The 19,745-nt window shown below is 62.9% G+C and carries 14 protein-coding genes; 1 reads left to right on the top strand and 13 read right to left on the bottom strand.

The genetic code is table 11. The features are described from left to right. Nucleotides 1-50: 50 nt before the first annotated feature. The 13 genes from GHT07_RS08095 to GHT07_RS08035 form a co-directional block, all read right to left on the bottom strand. Complete coding sequence (locus GHT07_RS08095; RefSeq protein WP_323740839.1) at nt 51-341, bottom strand: type II toxin-antitoxin system RelE/ParE family toxin; 291 nt, start codon at nt 339-341, stop codon at nt 51-53. Continuing rightward, on the bottom strand, nt 338-646 hold the full coding sequence (locus tag GHT07_RS08090; RefSeq protein ID WP_194792879.1) for a CopG family ribbon-helix-helix protein: 309 nt from the start codon (nt 644-646) through the stop codon (nt 338-340). Before GHT07_RS08090 ends, GHT07_RS08095 begins: the two co-directional genes overlap by 4 nt. Before the next feature lie 38 nt (nt 647-684). Further along, the gene (locus GHT07_RS08085) at nt 685-1,176 is read right to left on the bottom strand and encodes a hypothetical protein (RefSeq protein WP_153584555.1); all 492 of its coding nucleotides are present in this window, start codon (nt 1,174-1,176) and stop codon (nt 685-687) included. A 145-nt stretch (nt 1,177-1,321) separates the two neighbouring features. Further along, nucleotides 1,322-2,911 carry a M10 family metallopeptidase gene (locus GHT07_RS08080; RefSeq protein ID WP_153584554.1) on the bottom strand — a complete coding sequence of 530 codons (1,590 nt, stop codon included), beginning with the start codon at nt 2,909-2,911 and terminating at the stop codon, nt 1,322-1,324. A 20-nt stretch (nt 2,912-2,931) separates the two neighbouring features. Then, on the bottom strand, nt 2,932-3,732 hold the full coding sequence (cysQ, locus tag GHT07_RS08075; protein ID WP_153584553.1) for a 3'(2'),5'-bisphosphate nucleotidase CysQ: 801 nt from the start codon (nt 3,730-3,732) through the stop codon (nt 2,932-2,934). A gap of 4 nt (nt 3,733-3,736) precedes the next feature. Then, on the bottom strand, nt 3,737-4,222 hold the full coding sequence (locus tag GHT07_RS08070) for a hypothetical protein (RefSeq protein WP_153584552.1): 486 nt from the start codon (nt 4,220-4,222) through the stop codon (nt 3,737-3,739). Beyond that, nucleotides 4,219-5,046: a Stf0 family sulfotransferase gene (locus tag GHT07_RS08065; protein ID WP_194792878.1), complete on the bottom strand. Its 828-nt coding sequence runs from the start codon at nt 5,044-5,046 to the stop codon at nt 4,219-4,221. The genes GHT07_RS08070 and GHT07_RS08065 overlap by 4 nt, the downstream gene beginning before the upstream one ends. After that, entirely contained in the window at nt 5,046-5,801 is a 756-nt protein-coding gene (locus GHT07_RS08060; protein WP_153584550.1) for a hypothetical protein, read from the bottom strand. Before GHT07_RS08060 ends, GHT07_RS08065 begins: the two co-directional genes overlap by 1 nt. A gap of 3 nt (nt 5,802-5,804) precedes the next feature. Beyond that, nucleotides 5,805-8,624 (bottom strand): O-linked N-acetylglucosamine transferase family protein, encoded by a 2,820-nt coding sequence (locus tag GHT07_RS08055; RefSeq protein WP_153584549.1) that lies wholly within the window; start codon nt 8,622-8,624, stop codon nt 5,805-5,807. A gap of 144 nt (nt 8,625-8,768) precedes the next feature. Beyond that, entirely contained in the window at nt 8,769-13,670 is a 4,902-nt protein-coding gene (locus tag GHT07_RS08050) for a beta strand repeat-containing protein (RefSeq protein ID WP_153584548.1), read from the bottom strand. Between the two features lie 133 nt (nt 13,671-13,803). After that, nucleotides 13,804-15,000, bottom strand: coding sequence for a tetratricopeptide repeat protein (locus GHT07_RS08045; RefSeq protein ID WP_153584547.1), 1,197 nt, complete (start codon nt 14,998-15,000; stop codon nt 13,804-13,806). 325 nt (nt 15,001-15,325) lie between these two features. Next, nucleotides 15,326-17,347: a CHASE2 domain-containing protein gene (locus tag GHT07_RS08040; RefSeq protein WP_194792877.1), complete on the bottom strand. Its 2,022-nt coding sequence runs from the start codon at nt 17,345-17,347 to the stop codon at nt 15,326-15,328. Between the two features lie 18 nt (nt 17,348-17,365). Continuing rightward, nucleotides 17,366-18,751, bottom strand: a complete 1,386-nt coding sequence (locus GHT07_RS08035) for a FecR family protein (RefSeq protein ID WP_194792876.1) — start codon at nt 18,749-18,751, stop codon at nt 17,366-17,368. A gap of 235 nt (nt 18,752-18,986) precedes the next feature. Here GHT07_RS08035 and GHT07_RS08030 point away from each other — a divergent pair, with 235 nt between their 5' ends. Continuing rightward, a complete protein-coding gene (locus GHT07_RS08030) occupies nt 18,987-19,679 on the top strand; it encodes a Crp/Fnr family transcriptional regulator (RefSeq protein WP_153584544.1) in 693 nt (230 codons plus the stop codon). The last annotated feature ends 66 nt before the right edge of the window (nt 19,680-19,745 follow it).

Here is a 19,745-nt window from a genome sequence, read left to right as displayed (position 1 = left end):
GAATAATTCTGACCTTCGTTGCCCTGCCAGGCCGCCAGGGCGCCGACAGGTCAGGCATAGCCACCTTCCCGCTGGTGCCGCAGCGCCAAGATCGACACTGCATCGGCATCTTCGTCATAGAGGTACAAGGCAAGATATCCAGTCTTGCCACGCGAGATGACGAGTTCCCGGAAACCTTCACCGACGGGGCGCCCGATCGCTGGATGGGCCTTGAGGACTTCGAGCGCGTCGAATATCAGCTCGCCAGTTCGTATCGCCTCGTGCGGCATCGTGTCCAGCAGAAAATCGCAGAGCCGATCGATATCGAGCGCCGCTCGCTCGGCTATCAGCAGCCGCGTCACCTGGACGTTGTCCCCAGGGTCTTGATTGCCTTCTGCCGTGGGCGAGTGGCCTTTTCCCCGCTAAGCCTGGCTCGGGCATAGGCCAGGTATTCGTCGCCATCGTAGGCCTTGCCGCTCGCAATCATCTGGGCGCGGGACTGGCGTGCCGCTTCGACGAATGCATCGTGCTTCTCCCCTCGCTCCAGTGCGGCTTCAATCGCCTCGATCATCAACGCATGTGGCGATGTGCCGTTGTTGGCGGCCAGCCGATCGACGCGTGCCTTGGTGGCGTCGGAAAGCTTGACGGAAACAGAAACGGTTGCCATGCGTACTCCTGTAGGTATTACCATGGTAACACCTGACCTTAATCCACAGTCACTTCGGAAAGTCGGCGCGCGGCCGCTAGGTAGATCTTGTCAATGTCTGAGATCGCCATGCCAGGCACGTCAATCTTTGCAGTGATGAGCTTTCCGTTGTCAGCGCTGGCGAAACCTCGGCAGGTATTGCCAATATCAACATAGGCGCCGGCCTCGGCTTGTACTAGCCACGCCACGTCTCGAGCTCTCGTAGCTTTATCTGAAAAGTCCTTTCCATCCCAGTCTGGAGGTGGCTTCACACTGCAAGAGGTCGAATACGGTCGCTTGCTCCGCACGGCTGTTGTTCCTCGAATTGCCCAATATGGACTCGGCGCAGATTTGACGGTGCCGACGCCTGCTTGGGGGTCAGGCGCATCGAGGCCGAAGTTTGGAAGCAAATCGATTGGATAGCGTTCGTGGGCAATTCGAGGTTGGTACCACCACTCCGGGTTTAGTGGACGTCCGAGCCCCGTCGTGCCGAACTCGATGGACAGGATCACCTTCGGGACTGTGCCCTCGGGCTACGTACCCGCCTTTTCCATCGCACGCGGTTATTGACTTTGATCGACACGTTGCATGGCCAGTTTGATGCTGATTGCATGATTCCCGGGTTCTCGTGCGTGGTGGGGATAACTATCCCGACGACTAAAGCAGAAGACCCATGGAGAAGCTACTCACCCCCGTCAGCTGCAACTCGAAATCCGCCAGGCCGTCGCCATCCGTGTCGGCGGAAAGCACAGACCTTGAGAACACAAGCTCACCCGCATGGCCGGTGAACGCCTTGCCTGCGACCAGCGTGAAGGTCTGCATGCCCTCGATCAGTTCATTGGCGTCGATGGCGCGCAGGTCGATGCGGTCACCCTGCGCGTACTTGAAGTCGGTGATGGTGTCGCGGCCCTTCGAGCCCACGCCGGTGTCGCCCACTTCGAAGCGAAAGATGTCGGCGCCCGCACCGCCCGTGAGTCGGTCCGCGCCCGCGCCGCCATCGAGCAGGTCGTCGCCGCCGCTGCCGTTCAGCGAGTTGTTGCCCTGGTTGCCCATCAGCAGGTTGGCTGCGTTGTTGCCGGTGCCGCCAATGTTGCCAGTACCGGTCAGCACCAGTGTTTCGATCTCGCTCTTGAGCGTGAAGGTCACGGATGAATACACCGTGTCGTTGCCTTCGCTCGCCTGCTCGGTCACCGAATCGCGCGTGTTGTCGACGATGTAGGTGTCGTCACCCCCGCCGCCAGCCATCGCGTCGAAGCCGCCGCCGCCGTCCAGCCGGTTGTCTGCCGCGTTGCCCGTGAGGTTGTCGTTGCCGCTGCCGCCCGTCGCGTTCTCGACCACCACGCCGTTCGCGATGGTGAAGCCGCCGATCACACCGGCGCCGCGCGACACATAGCCACCTGCATTGGCGCCGACGAGCGGTGCGGCGTTGAGGTTGATGACGCAGGCTGCCGCGCTGCCAGCATTGCTGATCGTGTCGGCCCCGCCTGCGTCCCAGATGCAAGACCAGCCGGTGCCGCTCTGGTTGGCAGTGGGCAGCACATACACGTCGTCGCCGGTGCGCGTTGTCATGTTCGCGCCGTACTGCGCTTGCAACGCAGCGATGTCCAGCGCCATGAGCGTGGTCTGGTTGCCATACGCCAATGACTTGGGTGGCGCCACACTCCAGCCATCGTTGTAGCTCATGGTGGTCCAGATGCCCTGGTTCATTGCGTTCGTGCCGGTGCGCCACGGCGTGGACACGCCGGGAAAGCGCGTCGCGTCGTCTTCGTCGCCGCCATCGTGCGGATGCGCGAGGCCCATGCCATGACCCAGCTCATGGATGATGGTCACATAGCCGTCGCCGCCTGCGTCAAGGTAGGACCAGCTCGCTTGCTGCCAGCCGAAGTAGCCGTAGGCCTGCGCACGCCCTTCATCGGGCACGTCGTGCATGCCCAAGGTGTTGCGGCCCAGTGCCGCGGCGGGCGCGAGCCACCAGACGATGTTCGCTTCGGCCTGCGATTCGCTCGCAACGAACTGCAGGCTGCACACCTCGGAATAGTTTGCAAGCGCGCGGGTGAACGCCGCCTTCTCGCGATCGGACCATTCGGCGCCGGTGAACGCACCGATGTCGCTGTCGCCCGCCGCAACCGCGCCCGCACCGAATGAATAGGTGACTGCACCGCCCGTCCAGCCGCAGCCCCACAGCAGCGAGTCGATGTACACGTTGCCGTACCCATGGCCAGGAAAGTTCGTGCTCTGTGTTGCCAACGATGCCCTCCAGCAGGAAGTCAGGTCAATGCAGGATAGTCCAGCGCAGGGTCGCCCAGTGCAATGAAGTACGTGTTGAGCACCGGCAGCTCCACGCCGTAGCGAAGCGGCTCGCCTGCGGGGTTCAGTACGCGCCCGCCCGCTTGCTCCAGCACGGCCTGCGCGGCAGCGGTGTCCCACTGGCTGGTGGGGCCGTGGCGCGGATAGACATCCGCTGCACCCTCGGCGATGCGGCAGAACTTCAGCGAGCTGCCCGCGGCGACAAATTCGTGCGGCCGGTTCAAGCCCTTGAGCCACGCGTCGAGCGCGTCGGCGCCGTGCGAGCGGCTGCCGATCACGCGCAGTGTGTCGCCCGGCTTCGTGATGCGCGTGTGCAGAGCTTGCACATTGGCCTGGTGATTGGCGCCCTGCCCTTTCCATGCGCCCAGGCCTGCGGCGCAGAAGAACATTTCTTCGAGCGCGGGCGCATACACCACACCAGCGATCGCGCGGCCATCTTCGATCAACGCGATGTTCACGGTGAACTCGCCGTTGCGCTTGAGAAATTCCTTGGTGCCGTCGAGCGGGTCGACCAGGAAGAAGACTCGCTGGTCGCCGGACGCTGCAGACACCGATTCTTCCGACAGGATGAAAATGCCTGCAAATTCGCTTTCAAGGCGGCGGCGGATCACTGCATCGGCTCGCAGATCCGCCTGCGTGAGGGGCGACTTGTCGTCCTTCTGCCAGGACTCGATCGCACCGCCGTACACGTCCATGATTTCGCGGCCCGCCTCGGAGGCGATGTCGCACAGGTTGGCCAGTTGCTCGCGCGTCAGCTGCATTGCTTCATTCCAGTTCGGCCACGACAGCGTCGGGCCACAGTGATGGGGGCCAGCCGGCCTTGATACTTTTGCGATGGATGATGCCCAGCCACTTGCGCAGGTGCAGCGGGTCCATCTCCATCGTGACGTAGCGGTCGTTTTCGCCCCTGAAAACAAAACACAGCGGCGGGCCGAACTTCAGGTCGACCACTTCGACCAGCCATTCATTTGCGACGGGCAATGTGGAGATCGGCGGGCCTGCCTTGCCGCTCACCTTGTGCATCAATTCGCTGTAGCTGCGCCTGGCCTTCTGCTCGGCACTGGGCTTTTGCGACTGGGCAAAGTAGTCGCCCAGGGGCGTGAGCGCCAGGCGCAGCATGCGCTGCGTGAGCCAGAGCGCCTGCACCGTTCCGTCGTCCATCTGCGCAGCCAGCCGGAAGCGGTCCTGCACCGCCGCATAGACGCTGCTCATTCGCTTGACTTTATGGACCGTGGAGGCTTCGTCGCTCACGCTGGATGGTCCGCGGCGACACCGAGCATCGCCTTGAAGCGCGCGATCATCGGGTCGTTGTCGGCGCCCTGCTTGCGGATGTTCGGGGCGGTCACGCTTGCCTGCGCCGGGTCGATGCCGAGCACGCGCAACAGCTTGTGGCTCTCGCCCACGTAGTCGGCAACGACATCCTCGTAAGCGATCTCGACGAAGGGCTTGGCCAGATGGTTGAGCGCCACCCGCCATGCTTCTTCCTGGTCAACGAGGTCAGACAGTGCGCGCATGATCCGGCGTGCGTCGTACTCCACCACCGCCGTGCGACGCGGGTCGTCCTCGGGCATGAACTTGTAGTCGAGCGACGACCAGATCTGCGATTGCCTGGCCTTGTGCAACGACACCGCCTGGGCTACTTTGTCCCGGCGCGTGAGCAGCACGAACTGGTCGAACTGCCGCAGGAAGCGCATGGCCTGGCCCAGGCGCTTGGGCCATTGCGCGGCGATGTGCTCATAGTGGATCTTGATGCCGAAGACGCCGTTGGCCGACGAGCGGCGCTTTTCGAGCTGCGCCATGTACTGCTCGACTGGCATCTGCCGCGTGCCGTCGCCGAGCGACCGCATGAAGCCCGCGATGTAGCGCGTGTTGAGGTATTCCTGCGGGTCGCCGGCCAGCTGCGTGGCATGGAGCATGTCGCCGATCAGGTTGGAGCCGCTGCGCGGTGTGGAGCACAGCACGTAGCGATACGAAGCGCCCGCTTCACGGCGCGGAAAATCCCGCTCGGGCGACATCAGGAAGTCGATCTTGCGGATGTTGCCGACGTTGGAGGTAGCCTGGACAGCCGATGACATCAGTCTTCCTTGGTGGCCCGCCATTGGGCAAAGCCTTCAGCGTCCGGGTAGAAGATGCGATAGAGCCGCCGCTCCTTGCTGAAGATCAGTTGCAGCGCTTCCTGGTCGATCGGCACGTTGTCCGCCTCGGTGAGTGAGGCTGACGCGTTGATCCGTGGCGTGGCTTCGATCCAGGCCACTGCATCGTCGACATCGGTGACGCGGTTTGCCAATGGGCCTTGCACGAGCTTGACCAGGTCTTCGCGCAGGGTTTCCTGCTTGAGGACGTTGTTCATGAAGTAGTGCGAGCGGGTGAAGTCGTTCACGTCCTTGCGCGTCTTGAATGACGGCGCGGCGGCCTCGAAACCGGCAACGGCCAGGCGATAGAAGCGCCACGTCATCAGCCCCATCAGCTGCGCCGATGCGGTGGTGTAACCATTGCCCAGCGCCAGCGCGTGCTTGGGATCAAGCACGAAACGAAGCCAGTGCGAAAAACCTTCGGGACCCTTGGCATACATGTGCTGCAGGCCCAGCTTGGTCATGCGCTCCCACACGGTGCCCTTGCCATCGAGCCCATAGGCATAGAGCGAGCGATAGAGCTCCAGCGGCTCACGCACATTGATGAAGTAGAACTTGGCCGGGTCCCGTTGCGCCACAGCGGCATGCTTGTCGAATTTGACGAGCGGCTCTGCGGAGAACTTGCGCAGAAACTGCTCGACGAAGGTGCAACCGGTCTTCTGGTTCTGCAAATAGCAGTAGGTGCGGAATTCCAGCATGGGTCAGGCTGTGACGACGGGCCGCGGTGCTTGCGGCTGGGGGCGCGCCACGAATGCGATGGCCTCTTTCTTCCGGGCGGCGGTCATCTGCAGCCCGCAAAAACTGGCGAGCTCGTCAACCGCTTTGGCCGGGTTGGCGATCACTTCGCTGTAGCGCACGGTGATGAAAGGCGTGGTTGCCGCGACAAAGTATTCGAACACGTTGCGGTACACGACGCGCGCACCGGCAGAGCCCATCGTTGGCATCCAGCTGCGCCGCACGCGAGTGGCCTCGATGGCATCGAGCGGACGCACGACGGACACGACCTTGACATCAAATACCTGCGAAAGTTGCGGCAGCATGAGCGCAGAGAGTGCGTGCTTGAGCAGGACCGGTCCGGCGGACACGCCACCTTCCTTTTCCCAAAGGGGTTGGAGCGTGTTGTCGCGAAAGTCGCGCAATGCCTGCAAGATCTGCTTGGGCGTTGCCGTGAGCTCCATCGTTGCTTCCGAGGCGAGGGACTTCATCAGCTGCTGGAAGGCCTTCATCTCGTAGGTGGCGGGCGTCTTCGGGTCGTTCACTGCGAGGTACGGGCCGGGCGCGAACAAACCCGCCTTGGCCAGCATGCCAGCCACGGCCGAGGTGCCGCTGCTCCAAGGGCCGCAGACCAGTACGACCGGGATGCGCTTGGCATCCGGGTTGACGGCGGGATTGTCGGCCACGGTTGCAGGCTGTTCTGCTGCGGCAACCACCCCCGATGGTGTGGCGCCAGCACTTGGTGCTTGCGCCGGGGCTGCAACCTGCGCTGCGGCTGGCGCTGCAGCTGTCCCTGGCGCGGTCGCCGCCGTCTGCGCTTCGCTCTTCTTGCCCGGCCTGCGGAACGTCATGTGGCGCGGTGGCAGCCCCGCCAGTGCCCGCTGGAAAGCGTCGACATAGGCGGCTTCGAACTGGCGTGTCTTGCCTTGCGCGTCGAAGATGTCGGCCTTGCGGATGTTGTCGCGAATGAAAGCGCGCACTCGCTCCAGCTCTTTCGGGTCGCGCAGCAGGCGCACGGCCGTGCGCACGTAACCTTCGAGCGTGGGCTGCACCAGTGCTTCGAGGCCCGCAGCGCGGAGCAAGCCACCGCTGACGCGGCTTGCGAAGTTAGTGCCCGCCACTGCGACAACGGGCACGCCAGCGAAGAGTGCGTCGCTGGTGGACGTGTGCCCGCCGTAGGGCCATGGATCGACCATGATGTCGCAGGCACCCAGGCGTGCAAGATGCGCTTCCTGCTTGACGGCGGGGGCGGCCAGCACGCGCTTGGGGTCGACGCCGCGCATGGCGCACGCCTTGGCGATGTTGCGCCGCGCGACCGGGCCCGGGTCGAGCAGCCACAGCACCGCGTTCGGCACGGCCTTCATGATCTTCATCCAGGTGTCCCAGACTTCGCCGTGCACCTTGTTGATCGCGTTGAACATGCCGATCACGGGCACGCCTTCAGGCAGGCCAAGCTGCGCGCGTGACGGCACTTCCGGCACCTTCAGCGCGAGGTAATCGTTGACCTGGTAGATCTTGTGCAGCCGGATCACCTTCTCGGCGTACAACGCTTCGACGCCCTCGGGGACGCAATAGCTGTCGCCCACCACGTAGTCCACCACACGGCCACCGACGCTGCCCGGCCAGCCGAGGTAGTCGATCTGGATCGGCGCGGCGCGGTACTTGAGCACGCCCATGCGATTGGCGCGCGTGGGGCCGTTGAGCTCGATCAGCACATCAATGTTGTGCGAGCGGATCAGCTTCGCGCCTTCCTGGTCGCTCAGGCTGGCAACGGGGAAGATACCGTCGACATGCGAGACGATTTCCTTGCGCATGTCCGAGCCGTCGTCCCAGCCGCTGTCATACAGGAAGACCTCGAACTTCGTGCGGTCGTGATGGCGCAGCACACCGTTGATCAGGCGCGAAGTGGGGTGGTCGCGGAAGTCGCTTGACAGGTAGCCGATGCGCAGCTTGCGTCCGTCGAGCGGCCTGGCCGGCGGCGCCTCACTGATGGGGCCGGGAATGGATTGCTCTGACCAGACGTTCACCACCTGGATGTTCATCTTCTCGTCTTCGCACCACAGCAGGTTGGTGCGCGGGCTTTCACGCGCCTCTGCGCTTTGGCCCTCCTGGTGTGCCTTGCGCAGCTGTGCGCCGAGTTGGTCGATAAACGGGAAGTCCGCCACCTTCTGGGCGATGTACATCACGGCAGACGCCCATGCCAGCGGGCGACCCATTTCTTCGAAAGCCTTGCGCGCCGAATCGATGGCGAGCTGGTCTTCCCGGTAACGCACCAGCAGGTTCGCCGCAGCGATCACCTGGTCTGGCGCAGCCGTTGGGGATTCAACCACCTTCTTGGCCGCGACCTTGGCTTGCGGCAACTCGCCCAGGCGGTCCCACAGGCCGGACAGCATGATCCAGCCGGCGGTGAGTTCAGGGTCACGCTCGACAGCTTCCTTGGCGAGGTCCGCCGCGCCTGCCGGGTGATGCATCCGCAGCCGCGTGGCGGCCTGCACCAGCAGGCCTGCCAGAGTGGGCTTGTTGGGTCGCTCCGGTGGGAAATGATCGACAGCCTGTTGCAGCACCTTGATGGCTTCAGGCAGCTTTTTCTTGGCCGCGAAGTTTGCCGCGGCGTCGAGGATTTGATTGACGGTAACGCCCTTGGGATTGCCGGCAGGGACAGTTGCAGCGCCTGGGGCTGGGGCTGAGCCCGGCGCAGAAGCCGGCGCCTTCGCTGATGTCTTTGCTGCTGGTTTGGCGGCTTGCTTGCCCGCTGGCTTGGCAGCGGGTCGCTTCGGCTTGCTCGGGATCGGAGGAGGACGGGTCATCGAATGGGCGTGGCTTCAAGCACGGTGTTGCACAGCAGGACAAGATTCTAGGCGCGGCGCAGTCGAGCCATCGCGCCGTTGTTTCTCAAAAAAAGAAAAGGGGGCCGAAGCCCCCTTTTTTGAATCTCCTGAATCCTTGCGGATTTAGAAGACGATGCTGGCGACCACGAGGTCGGTAGCGTTCGGGTAGGCGGCGCCCACACCCGTCAGGGTGATGGAACCGTAGTCAATATCCACGAAGTCGATCACGACGTCGTTACCGACGATTGCGAACGTGATGTCTTCCAGCGAGTTGACGCCGTCCAGGTGGCTGAAGTCGATGCGGTCAGACCAGACACCGTCCACAGCTGCCGTAGCACCCGGGCGGAAGTTGTCGATCACCACGTTACCGACGACGTCGGTACCCGTCCCGTAGCCGAACTCGAAGCGCTCGCGCGATTCGTCGTTCGTGCCCGAGCCGGTATCCAGGTCGTTCGAGTAGTTCACGTCGCCGTGACCAATCAGGATGTTGACCATCTTGCCGGTGCTGTCGAAGTCGGCCGCCGAAGCGTCGACGTTCGCAGTGCCGTGCACGCCGCTGATATCCAGCGTGAAGGCAGAGTCGCTGTTCACGTTGATCAGCGTGATGTCCGCATCGCTAGCCGTCACCGTCAGCGAGGTCAGGTCAACCACGTCGCTGAGCGTCACCATGGCGTCGCTACCAGCCGTCACCGTCACGGTGTCGACGCTGTCGACATCGGAGACGTAGACGGTGGCATCGCTACCAGCAGTCACGGTCAGGGCGCTCAAGCCGCCACCGAACAGGCTCACGATGTTGACTGTGGCATCAGAGCCGGCATTCACCGTCACGTCGCCGCCGTCGCTCACCGAGTCCAGCGTCAGGTTGATGTCGCCAGTGGCGATGAGGCCAACCGCGCCGACAGAAGTCACGCCCGAGCCGTTGTTGGCGCCCGAGATATACATGTCGATGGAGCCATCAGCATTGATGTCGAAATCGCCGAAGGTGATGTCCGCATCGAAGTTCATGCCGTCGGTCGACAGGACAAAGACGTCGCCGTCAGACAGCGTGTCGATGGTGATGTTGCCGAACGAGATCGATGCAACACCGGTGTTGTCGCTCACGTAGATCGACACGTCGCCGATGGCCGAAGTGATCTTCACGTCGCCGAGGTCGACAGTGCTGTCCGTCGTTTCGGAGACTGACAGAGTCACATCGCTGTAGGCGTTGATCGTCAGGCTGGCGACGTTCACTTCCGTGTCCGACAGGCCGTAGATGCTCACATCGACAACATCCCATGTGCCGCTCGAGATCGTGACATCGCCCAGAGTGATTTGCGCGCCGTCATTGTCGGAGATGACCAACTGGACCGTATCAGTACCGTAACCGCTCGTCATGTCGACGGTGCCAACCTTGATGGTCGACTCGTCGTTGCCGGCGATCTGCAGCCACTGGCTGGCGTAGTCAGAGTCAAGCGACACGTTGCCCAGCGTCACAGCCGAGTCAACGTTGTTGAGGACCTGCATCTGAGCGCCATCAGCACCGGTCAGCGTGACATCACCGATCTTCACGATCGCGTCCGGACCCAATTCGTTGTCGGTGTTGTCCGAGATCATCAGGGACACGCTGTTGTAGCGCGATTCCAGATCCAGGGCACCCAACGTCACGGTAGCGTGGTTGTTGTGGACCACAGACATGTCGACGTCGCCGTCGGCAGTTGCGGTCACAGTGCCAACCAGCACCGTGGAGAAGTCGTTGTCGCTGACTTCGATGTTGACCGTGTTGTTGTTGTCGGCGTCGGTGGGCGACGTGACGGCATGGTCATCAATCACGACGTTGCCGACGGTGACCGTCGAATCCGAAGTGTCGTTGATGTCGAGCTCGGCGTGGTTGCCCGAACCAGCGAAGTCAACAGTCACGGTACCCAGCGTGGAGTACGAGATATCGACCGTTGCGTCTTCGCCAGCGTTCACGTCAACAACCGTGCTGCTGCGCAGGTTAGCGAGCGTCAGGTCAGCGTTGTCGCCGGTGTTCAGGTTGACCGTCAGCAGGCCTTGCAGCTGGTCTGCAGTGCCATTGCCATCGGAGTCACCGTCGAGGATCAGGTCGGCGGAACCGCCAGCGTTGGCCATCACGTGAACTGCAGCGTCGCCCATCAGCATGACATTCATGTCGTCGCTGATGTCCAACGTCAGGTCGGTCACGCCAGCCGCTTCCAGGGTGATCATGCCGCCAGCGGAATCGGAGCCGAAGTCGTCAGAGGACTGGATCGTCAGGGTGGTGCCCGTGCCAGCGATCGTCAGCGAAGCTTCGCCGGAATCGGAGAACACGTTGACATCGCCGAAGCCGATGTAGCTCACCGGGCCTTCGAGACCGCCCACGTTCAGCGTGCTGGAGGTGTCTTGGTGCAGTTCAATCGAAGCAGCAAATGTCAGGGACATCAGGTTGCCCGACAGCGGCAGAGCTTCGACGTCGAATGCATCCAGGTTCGTGTCATACAGCGTGGTGTACGAGCGCAGCGTCAAGGCGTTGGTGCCTTCGCCGAGCGCAACGCCACTGCCTTCAACAGACAGCGTGTCGAAGTTGACGGTCACGTCGTCGTCGCCGTCACCCACGGTGACGTTCACGAGGCCGTAGCTGTCAACGTCAACAACGTTGTTGCCTTCGCCAGCGTCAACGATCACGTCAGACGTGTCGCCATCGACTTCGATGTCGTCGCTGCCGGAACCAGTCGTCACCGTCAGGTCGCCGTTGTAGGCGTTTGCGTCAAGCGTCAGGTTGCCGGTGTAGGTGCCGCCGTTGATTTCGGACAGCGTGCCGTCCACAGCACGAACGTCGAACTGCAGGTCGCCAGCGCCGGTCAGGTCGATGGTCTGAACAGTGGAGCTGCCCATCAGGACAGCGTACGACGATGCCGTGACGTCCAGCGCCACATCGGACATGCCTTCGAGCGTCAGTTCGTTGATCGACGCGCCAGCCAATGTCAGCGAGAGGTCGCCATCCGAGTAGGTGGTGATATCGACAGTCGTGTAGTCATCAGACAGTTCGCCGATCGTCACAGAGCCGATAACGCCTGCGTCGATCGTCGCGTTAACCGCGCCTTCAACCGTGACGTGCTCAACATTGCCGCCATCGACGGAAATGTCGTCTTCGCCGCTGATCATGATCGTTGCGTCGAAGCCCCACGGCGAATCGCCCCACGGGCCGGTCCAGCCGTTCAGGTTCGTCACCATCACGTGCGTGTCATCCGAGCCGTAAACGTTTGCGGTCGTCACGTGCTGGACGTTGACGTCGATGTCGCTCACGCCGGTGACCGTCAGTGTTCCCACTTGGTCGGCGTTGATCGTCACGTCGCTGTAGCTGTTGCTGGTAACGGTGCCGGTGGTGATGTCGCCCACGTTGACGTAGACGTAACCTTCCGAGTTGCCACCGTTCGTGGTGACATTCAACGTGCCAATGTCGCCTGCGAAGATCGTCACGTCGCTCGTGGCGATAACGGTCATGGTGGCCGAATCGCATGCGCTGATGTAGACATCTTCGCCGTTCAACGCAGAGATCGTGCCGTTGCCGTTGTAGATGGCGACGTCGCTGCCACCAGCATTGTCGATCGCGATATTGGCGTTGTTTGTGTGGACGTACACATCGCCGCCGGCCTTCTTGACGTGCACAGTGCTTGCGTCAGATGCGGTGACGGAGACATGTCCGCGAGCCGTGGTCACTTCAATCGCGGCGACGGTGTCGTCCAAAATTGTGACGTCGTCAGCGGTCCCGATCGTGATCGATTCGGACGCGGCGGACTTGAGGTTCACATCGGCGCCGCCAGCGGCGTTGATTTCGATCGTCTTGACGCCAGTCCAGCCGAAGCCACCTTCAGTCGTCGGGGCGCTCATGTCGAACACTTCGCCGCTGTCCGAGCCAACGCTCAGATCCGAGAAGATCACGACGTGCTCAACATCGGTGACCGTGACAAACGGTCGGACGATGGCTTCAGGATTGACACTGATCACGCTGTCGAACACCAGCTTGAGGGTGTCTTCACCGCCCTTGCCGTCGATGTTGTCGTTGAGCGTGAACGTGTCTTGTGTGCCGTTGATTGTCTCGCCCAAAGCCGTACCCACTACGACGTCGGCTTGCGGCGTCAGGTAGATCTGCGGGATCGGGTCGTCATTGGTGATCGTGCCGGTGGCCAGGGTCGTCGAGAGACCGGCGCCCGTCAGCAGCAGCTTGATGGTTTCATTCGGCTCGAAGGCGGTGTCGCCCAGAATCGTAACGGAGACCGTAGCTTGCGTTTGGCCAGGCTGGAACGTGACGGTGCCAGCAACAGGCACGTAGTCGTCACCGGCCGTAGCCGTTGCGCCCGTGTTGGTCGTTGCGTAGTTGATCGTCGTTGCACCAACCGTGGCGCCGCCGTCCTGGTCGAGCAGGGTCAGCGTGAACGTCAGAACCTTCGAGCCAGCGTCACCTTCGGTGATGGTCGGCGAGTTGGACGTGATGGTGAAGGTTTGCGGATCGTTGACGTGATCGATCGCGGCTTGCGCTGCAGTGACCGAAGCCGGATCGGCGGTAACGCCTTCCAGAACGGCTTGCAGGTCGGCCAGGGCAGAGGCCGACAGGCCCTTGGTGACCGAGAAGTACAAGGCGACGTCGGCCTTGTTATTCATGATCTTGGCTGCGTTCAGGTACTGCGCGCCGTAGGCTGCAGGATTCGCGAGAACGTCATTGAGGAACGTGTACGCGCTGTACGTGATGTCAGCCATCGACACGCCGCTGTTGAACGCATTGACGATCGCCGTGCGAGCCTGGAAATCACCAGTCAGGCCAAGCGGTGTCAGCAGGTTCGTTGCGAAGTCGTCGCCCGTCCAGAAGTTCGGGTGCGTCGAGGTGTAGCCCGGGTGATTACCCAGCACTTCGGCGAGCGTCTTCAGGTTGTGTCCAACGGACTCATAGACCGAGACGATCTGGCTCAAGTATGTCGCGCCAGGCGCGGCATTGAACATGAGTACAAGCAATTCGGCGATTTCGTGCCGTTCTGCTGCGGTAATTGCCATTCAAATCTCCACAGGTGAATAAAGGTGATCAGGTACCCATGTCCCCGATTCAGGCGCAAGTATAGTCAACGCTTACCAAGGCGCCTTGTGATTGTCATCACAGTAGTTCGCGGAATCTGGGGGCGTTGTTTTCTCACATCAGGTCCTTGCGAAACCCCAGGTAGATGCTGCGCTGGCGGCTTGCAAAAATATCCAGGTTGCTTCGCTGGCGGCCGACTTCTCCGGTCGCCACTAGGGAGAACCCGTAGACCAATGGCCAGCTGCCGTCAGCCTGGATTGTGTGCCGGAATATCTTGCGGGGAACGTTGCCCAGGAGGGCGCTGTAAGGCTCGCTGTCTTTCTGGACGGTGGACGACCATTGCAGCCCCAGCTTGCCTTTTGTCAGGACGGGCCCTTCCCATTGGGCGCGCAACTCGCTGCGCCGGTATGTGCCGCCTGCGCGGGCGCTGTCAACGGGCTTATCGGAGCCGTGGCGCAGTTGCAGGCTGAAGGTCGAGGCCGGCTGGCTGACGCTGCCGGCGGGCGCGGCCTCGACGTCGGCCCGGCAGATCAGTCCGCCGGCGGCGCCTTGGTAAGTGCCGTCAAGCACCTGGGTGGACGGATACCGCCGGTATTCCACTTCCGCCGCAATGGAGGGGCGGCAGGAGCCTGCCGTCCGCAGGACGCGGGAGATCCATGGCAGGCTGAAGGCCTCCCACTGGTGCTGGATGGAAGACCGATAGGCCTGCAAGAGCGTGGTGCCGCCAAACCTGAGAAAGCTCGCGCTGGCGCGCGCCACCCACTGGCGGGGTGCAGATGGCGCCTGCAGCCACGACGCGGCAAAGTCGGCCTGCTGGTAGCTGGCGTCACTTTCGGACGTCTGGCGGGCCCGGAGTTCGCCCTGAAGCACCCATACAGACTCGCCCTGCGCCTTCAGGCCCTGCCAGGACGCTGACGTCATGACCGCAGCACCCTTTCGGGGAGCGGCGCTCGGATCAAGAGGCAACGTGACATTGCCCTGTCCGGGGATCGTCAGCGTGACTTCGGAATTGGTCGGTGCATTATTCAGGTTGCTGTCACCGCCGGCGAGCATCGCGAACTGCCAGCGCGACTGCCAGTTCGCAGCAATGTCGCGCCCAGCTGCCTGCTGCGCGGCTATGACTTGCTCGCGCCTGTCGATCGCCTCGCGAATGGCGTCGGGCAGGTCGGCACGCTGGCGCAACTGTGCCAGCAGCGCCGACGCCGACGCCTGGTCGCCTTGCATGCCAAGGGCCTGGGCCAGGTCGAGCGTCGCACCGGGCAGGTCGGGGTCAATCAGGAGCGCTCGCTCAAGCGGCTCGACCGCTTCCACGGCTCGCCCCAAAGATACAAGTACGGCGCCGCGGTACGCGTGAAAGGTCGCGTCTTTCAGGCAGCCAGGATCGGATGCTGCGAGTTCGAGGCGGGATGCCAGCGCACGCAACGCAGCTGCGTCATTGGAGACCGGATAAGTCGGCTGCACCGGACAAGCTGCAGGCATGGCATGCGCCCCCTGCTGCGCATGCGCGAAGGTCGAGACGAACAGCAATGTCCACAGACCCAGGCGCAAGCCGGAAACGGAATTGGCAGCCACGAGCGAAAAATCAGCGCGATCAGGTCGCGCGTTGGAATTATGGGCAGCAAGCAACGCAGCCCCGTCAGACGACAGGTTGGCCTTGCTGCCTGAGGTAACGCAATGAATGCCGCTCGGCGTCGCCGCCTGGCTGCATCAAGCTGCGCAGTGTAAATACTTTGCTACTGTGTCGCAACCCGGGAAGCAGGAAGGTACCAAGCGGCTTGAGCGCAAGCTCATTGCGCTCGAACGGAATGCCCAGCCGCTCGGCGGCTGTGGCGCCGACCAGGACCGGGTACGCGAGTTCAGCCGTCAGGTCCTGCAGGCGAATTGCCATCGTCACCACCTGGCCGAGTACGGAATGAACGCGCCGTTGTGCAGGCCCGAAGCTGCCAAGCAAGGCCGTTCCGCTTTCAACGCCCACGCCCAGCGCAAGCGGCTCGAGGCCCTGCGGCGGAACATTGGGCAGTTCCTCGCTGCAGCGCAGCCAGACCTCTCGCGCCGCATCCAGTGCCTGCACCGTGTGGTCGACACAGGGGCGCGAGCCATTGAAGACCGCAATCAGGCTGTCGCCGACCATCTCTTCGACGGCGCCGCCATGCGCCTCGACGATGGCACTCGCCGTTGTATAGAAGCGGTGCAGGATCCGTGCGGCATCTTCGGGGCTTCGAACTTCGCAGTAAGCCGAAAAATTGCGCACATCGGCCACCACCACGGTCACGTCGCGTCTTTCGGCTTCGATTTCGCCAGTGGGTTCGACCAGAGCAATCTTTTCTGCGACGGCCGCAGGCAGGTAGCTCGCCAGGTTCCGGAACAGCCGCCCCTTCTCGGCAAGGCTGCGCGCATGTTCTGCAAGGCCCAGCGACAGCCCGATCATGACGATGGCTGCGCTGGCATGCGACCAGCCCAGCCACCAGCCGTATCCGAGCAGGGCGCCTGCATGAAGCAGGAAACCGCACACCGCCAACACCAGCGAGGCGATGGGAATCCAGATCACTCGCGACGAACCGCGCTTGTCGCCCGTGCGATGCGCCGGCTCGGACCGCGTCCAGCAAAACGCAAGCAGCGCAATCGCGGCGAGCATCACCCACGCCAGTTGCAGGGCCTGCGAGGCGCGCGGTGTGTAAGGAACCTTGTCGTCGAGCATGCCCGTGATGAGCTGCGCGTGTACTTCTACGCCGCTGACCGCGCCACCCTGTGCCGTCGGCACCGTATCGCCGAGACCGAAAGCCGAAGCGCCCACCAGCGCCCATGCACCCCTGAGCACCTCCGGGTTTTCGAGTTTTCCTTCAAGCAGGTCCGCTGCAGAAATGGAGACGATCGCGCTGCGCGCCTTATGGAAAGGCACCCTGATGTCGCCATTCACGTCCAGCGGGATGCGCACGCCTGGCATACCAGACAGGGTGACTAGCCAGGCCGGCTCCCATAGTCCGATGCCGGGTTCCGCACGCAGCGGCGCGGCTTTCGATGCCTCGCCGCTCAACGCGATCAGGCCGGCGATCGCCAGCGTCGGGTAGTTCTGCTGGCCGTAGCAAACCAGTGCCGGAACCTTGCGGACGGACCCATCACCATCGATCCGCGGTGTGATGTGACCGGCCGCAATGCCAGGCAGGTCCGCATTGGCCACATAGCCAATAGCATGCGCGGCCGGCGGCAGGCAACCTTGCCCCGGAAGCGCACCTGCCAGTTGGCCCGATGTCTGGCGGCTTTCATGATTGAGCGCAAAAACCTGGGCTACGACTGCAGGCGAAGCGCCCTGACCCTGGGCCAGCGCTCTCGCAAGCTCAGCACCGCCCGGGCGGGCATCTGCGTAGACAAGGTCGTGCAACTGCAGCGTCGCACCCCGTGCGCGAATCTGCTCGACGAGCTTCGCCTGCGTCTGGCGCGACCACGGCCACGGCCCAATGCGCTGGATACTTGCGTCGTCAATATCAACGACCACGACTCGTCGCTCGGCCGTTGTGCTGGCACCAAGCTGCCAGACGGCGTCTGTCGCCCGTTCATCGGCTTGCTGGAAGGCTGACGGGGCCATCAGGGCGAGCATCGCCCAAGCCACCAGCGCGATGAACACCGCCACCATGCGAAGGCGCCACGGCGTGAGAGTCATGCGGCCGGCCTTGACCATCTACGGACGCGACCAGAGCGTAATGCCCGACAGCGTGCCGTTACCGACGAGCTTTTCGAACTGGTAGCCCGCCGACTTGCCGTCGAGCGAAGCGGCGCCCGCTATGGCCTGGTTCGCAATGGAGCGGTCGATGAAGATCCCGTCTGCACCGATGTAGCCAGCTCCGGAGATGGAAACCGCCCCCGTCAAACCGCTGGAGACCAGCAAACTCGTCGTGAACGCCCTGTTGGCGAAGTCGAGCATCAACTTGCCACTATCGACAGTGGCCGGATTGATCACGCCAGACAGGGAGTACTGCGCATACCCCTTGTCCAGGCTGAAGTTGTAGGCGCCCAGGCCGGCGTTGAGCGTCGGAAGATCGGCTCCTTCCACGCGGAACAGGCTGAACTGCAAATTGCCGATCGTGGTCTTGCGGCCTGGCTCGGCTTGCGACATCGGGACCGAGAAATCAGTGGCCGACATGGCCGTTGCGGCCCAACGGCCCCAAGCCAAGGCTGGGGGTGGCGGCGGTGGCGGCGGTGGAGCAGGCGACGGTGGCGGTGGCGGCGGCGAAGGAGGAGTCGGCACCGGGGCGGGCGAAGGCGGCGGCGCAGGCGGGGCCGGAGGCAGCGTGTTCCCTGCAATAACTTCGATCAACGCTTCCTCAACCAGCGCAGCGGTTGCCAGCGACTCCGGCTCGCCGTGCCCGGGCCCGAGCGCCTGGGGATTCACAGGCGCGCCAAGCAGGGCGTGCTGGGAGCCATCCATCTTGGCGCCGGCCAACATGGTGCCGCCATTGGCTGACTTGAGTTCAGGCTGCGCATACTGCGCGCGGAATTCCATCAGCAGCCGGCCCATATCGGACGAAAGGAGCTTTTCGGAAGGAGAACCGCATGGGCCCAGGCCATGGGCCACACAGGTGTCATCGAGCGGGGCCATGACGATGGCGCCCTGGTTCACCGTTGCTGTCGTGCCAGCGTCACTTGTGCGAACAACAAAATCGGTTCCGCGCACGCCAATGGCGACAAGCGGGGTGTTCAGCCGGAAGCGGTCTTTGGCACCCTCGGCGGCGGCGCCGGAAATCGCGCGGGCCACGCCGTATTCAAGCTTGAAGCGAACAGCTGACATCGACACCTGCTTCGGGTCGAACCGGTAGTCTTCAATCCAGAGGCGGCTGCCTGGGCGCACGCTGACGAGTGCCCCGTCAACGAAGCGCACATGAATGTGGCCGCCTTCCGCCGTGTCGAGCCGGTCGCCGGGCAACAGCAGCGTGCCGCGCTGCACGGGCTCGGGAACGCCTTGTGCCGACGTCTTCATCACGGGGCCGACGCTCATGGTCACTTCGCCGATCGCCCTGGAGCGATCCGGCGCATCTGCATGCACGGCGGCCGATGCGGCGGCGAACATGCAAAGCACAGCAGCGGGGACTCGGCTCAGATGGAACGGACGAAATCGGGGCTTCATGGCAAAAGCGGCTAGCTGGCCTAGGTTGGATGTGTAATTTATCAAGCTCAAGAGGCTCTGGATGTGCGCTGGGTCACATTTGACGAACTGTTTCCGGTGGCCCGCCTCTTATCATTGGCATTTTGTACAGCCCCCGCCTGCCCCTGAATAACAACAACGCTATCCGACCGAAGACCCCATGGCCGTCCCCGTCAACGAGTTGAGTCGGCTCCCGCTGCTGGCGGGCCTGCCGCAGGTGACGCTGGCCCATCTGGCACAGCATGCGACCGAACGCAGTTTTGCCAAGCGCGAGGTCGTTCTGCAAAAAGGCGGTGACGGCGCATCGTTCTGCTTCCTGCTCGAAGGGCGGCTGCAAGGCGTGGACTTCACGGCCGACGGTCGGGAGGTCGGCCTTTATTTTGTTGCTTCTGGCGACTACTTTGGCGATCTGGCCGTGATCGATGGCCTGCCGCATCCCATTTACGTCACGGCCGTGTCAAGGTCGCGCGTCGTCTTCGTCCCACGCGACCTCATCCGGCCGATCCTGTTTGCTCACGCGAAGGTGGCCGAGATTTTGTGCACCGGCCTCTCATTGCGCCTGCGGCAGGTGTCAGGGCAACGGCGCATCCTCGGTCTGGCGAACCCGTTGCAAAGGGTTTGCGCGCAGCTGGAATTGCTGTTCGTCAAGGACGCCGACGGCAAAGTGCAAGTGCCGAATGCGCCAACCCATCAGGAGATCGCGATCATGATCAATGCCAGCCGCGAGACGGTGACGCGCGTCTTCCAGCTCCTGCAAAGCCGCGGCATTGTTGAGCGCAACGGCAACCACATGAACATCGACGACCCGGCTTTCCTTGAAGACGTCGCCGCAGGGCGTCGCCAGCCGGAGTAAGGCCAGCGCACACAGCACCTGCGATAGAATCGCCGCCGACCCAGCGCACCGTGCCTGACCCACTCT

Source organism: Caenimonas koreensis DSM 17982 (genome assembly GCF_009646335.1).
GTDB classification, from domain to species: domain Bacteria; phylum Pseudomonadota; class Gammaproteobacteria; order Burkholderiales; family Burkholderiaceae_C; genus Ramlibacter; species Ramlibacter koreensis.
This window is presented reverse-complemented; position numbering and strand designations above follow the sequence as displayed.